This is a genomic window from uncultured Acetatifactor sp., from assembly GCF_948601915.1.
In the GTDB taxonomy this organism is placed as follows: domain Bacteria; phylum Bacillota; class Clostridia; order Lachnospirales; family Lachnospiraceae; genus Acetatifactor.
The window spans coordinates 1-2,817 of the sequence record NZ_CAPDXS010000253.1 but is presented as its reverse complement, the minus strand read 5'-3'; the positions used below and the strand labels follow the sequence as shown (position 1 = coordinate 2,817).

Below are 2,817 nucleotides of genomic sequence, written 5' to 3'. Positions count from 1 at the left end.
ATCAGCAGGCGATAGGCTTGCGGAAAGCGAGGGAGTGCATGGCTGTAAAAATGTTGATGAAGGGGGCGGTTCTGCCCGGCGACAGCACGGTGGAACTGAGGGATTTCGAGGTGCCCGCGCCTGGGCACGGACAGGTGCTGGTGCAGACCAAAGCCACCACGATCTGCGGCAGCGACATCCGCTGCATCTACAGGGAGCACACGGGAAAAGGGCCCGAGGGGTACATCCCCGGCATGGTGGCGGGCCACGAGCCCTGCGGCGTCATCGTGGAGGAGGGGGAAGGCCTGAAGCGCTTCAAGAAGGGCGACAGGGTCATCGTGTACCATATCTCCGGCTGCGGAGTCTGTAACGACTGCCGGAGGGGCTATTACATATCCTGCAAGAGCAGATTCCGCCAGGCCTACGGCTGGCAGCGCAACGGCGGCATGGCCCCCTATATCCTGGCGGAGGAGAAGGACCTCATCGAGCTGCCCGACGAGCTGACCTACAAGGACGGGGCCCAGGTGGCCTGCGGCTTCGGCACGGTCTACGAGGCCATCGAGAAGATCGGCATCTGCGGCAACGATTGCGTCTTGGTGACGGGCCTGGGGCCTGTGGGCCTGGCGGCGCTGATGCTGGCCAAGGCCATGGGTGCCAACCGGCTGATCGGTGTGGAGATGAACGAATACCGCATCGAGCTGGCGAAGAAGCTGGGCCTGGCGGACTATGTGTTCAAGCCCGGCGAGGACACTCTGGAGGAAATCCTGGCCGTCACGGGAGGCAGGGGCGTGGAGCGGGCCATCGATGCCTCCGCCAATGACGCGGGTAGGCAGCTTGCCATCCGGGCCACCAGGGAGTGGGGCAAGATTGCCTTCGTAGGGGAGGGCGGCACCTGTACCTTCAACCCCAGCCCCGACATCATCCACGGGCAGAAGACCATCTACGGCTCCTGGGTGACGTCGCTGTGGAAGATGGAGGAGCTGGTGGAGCGCCTGGTGCGCTGGGGCATCCATCCGGAGGATCTGATTACCCATGAATTTCCTATCGAAAAAGCGTCTGAGGCTTATCGGCTGATGGCGGAAGGGCAGTGCGGCAAGGTGGCGGTGACATTCCCGGAGTAGAAGCTGCGCGGCAGATCTGCACGACTGGAGATTTATTCTGCTTATATGCTCGGCGAAAGGAAGCAGACCTGGTGGAAAGGGGGGAGGGGACATGATTTATGACTATGATAATCAGGATGGCTATGTCTCGGTCTGGGTTGGAAGATGCACGGACTATGATACATTAGATGAATATCTGTCAACAATTTATCTGGAAGATGATTATGAGGACGGAACAGAACCCGGAGAAATCTGGAAGGAACTGTTTGATCCGGCTAATCGGGCCCGGCTCTGTGAAGAAGAACTGAAGAAAGCGTTTCACTATGAGTTCTTCAATCGTTTCGAATATGATTTCGGGATGTCTTTTGATGAAGATTTTCGTGAGGCAGCAGTCCGTGAGGAGTGTACGGAGAATCTGGAAGAATTGCTTGCAGGATTTTCATACAGTGAATCTTTTCTGGAGGAAATAAAAAATGTGGTGAAAAAAAGAATCCCAAAATGCAATGCGGCAGTGGTCTTGTATAACTTCAAATACGATGGTGGCATCATCAACGCAGAGCATGAGGATGTGAGCCTGCAGTTCGTAGGATATGCGAAGTATTAGATATAGTCTACAGGGATTGGTTTCAAAGGAGGCATGAAGATGGCAAACGAAATAGAACAGGGCAGAATCCCCACAGTGACGCTGCGGGGCGGGGAGCGGATTCCTTGCCTGGGGCTGGGGACCTTCGGCTCGGACAAGTACGGCCCGGAGGAAATCGCGGGAGCCGTATACGGCGCGGTGAGATACGGTTATCGGTTCATCGACTGCGCGGCGGTCTATCAGAACGAGGACAGGATAGGACAGGCCCTGGGCCGCCTTTTTGCGGAAGGCGCAGTGGAGCGCAGGGAGCTTTTCGTCACCTCCAAGGTGTGGAACGACATGCACGGTGCGGGGCAGGTGATGGCGTCCTGTAAAAAGAGCTTGGAGGATCTGGGGCTGGACTATCTGGATCTCTACTTCGTCCACTGGCCCTTCCCCAACTACCACGCGCCGGGCTGCGCAGGGGATTCCAGGAACCCGGACTCCAGGCCCTTTTCGGTGGAGGAGTTCATGGCCACCTGGCGGCAGTGCGAGGAGCTGGTGGACAAAGGCCTGGTGCGCTACATCGGCATGAGCAATATGACCGTGCCGAAGCTGGAGGCCGTGCTGCCCCTGTGCCGCATACAGCCGGCGGCCCTGGAGATGGAGCTGCATCCGTCCTTCCAGCAGCCGGAGCTCTTCGCCTATGCGCGGGGGCATGGCATCCTGCCCATCGGCTACTGCCCTATCGGCTCCCCCTCCAGGCCGGAGCGGGACAGGACGGCCCAGGACGTGGCGGACGGGGAGCTGCCCGCAGTGGTTCGGGCGGCAAAAGCCCATGGGGTGCACCCCGCATTGATCTGCCTGAAATGGGCTGTGCAGCGGGGGCAGGTGCCCATCCCCTTCTCCGTGAAGCCTGACCAGTACAAGGCGAACCTGAGGTGTGCCACGGAAGACCCGCTGACGGAGGAAGAGATGGAGGCCATCGCCGGAGAGGACAGGAACTGCCGCCTGATCAAGGGGCAGGTGTTCCTCTGGGAAGGGGCCCGGGGCTGGGAGGATCTGTGGGATCCGGAGGGCTTGGTTTTGAAGTGAGCCATTGTATAGGAGCCGATGGGCATGTATACTGCATAACGCTGAATGCTGCCTAATGTAATCATGCGAATGAACCAGTCA

3 protein-coding genes are annotated in these 2,817 nt (G+C 58.9%); all 3 read left to right on the top strand.

The genetic code is table 11. From position 1 onward, the window contains the following. Positions 1-38: 38 nt before the first annotated feature. The 3 genes from Q2B33_RS23695 to Q2B33_RS23685 all read left to right on the top strand — a co-directional run bounded on the left by Q2B33_RS23695 (position 39) and on the right by Q2B33_RS23685 (position 2,736). Positions 39-1,100, top strand: a complete 1,062-nt coding sequence (locus tag Q2B33_RS23695) for a zinc-binding dehydrogenase (RefSeq protein ID WP_300570336.1) — start codon at positions 39-41, stop codon at positions 1,098-1,100. 91 nt (positions 1,101-1,191) lie between these two features. Beyond that, the gene (locus Q2B33_RS23690) at positions 1,192-1,683 is read left to right on the top strand and encodes an immunity 22 family protein (RefSeq protein ID WP_300570339.1); all 492 of its coding nucleotides are present in this window, start codon (positions 1,192-1,194) and stop codon (positions 1,681-1,683) included. A 39-nt stretch (positions 1,684-1,722) separates the two neighbouring features. Further along, on the top strand, positions 1,723-2,736 hold the full coding sequence (locus Q2B33_RS23685) for an aldo/keto reductase (protein WP_300570342.1): 1,014 nt from the start codon (positions 1,723-1,725) through the stop codon (positions 2,734-2,736). The last annotated feature ends 81 nt before the right edge of the window (positions 2,737-2,817 follow it).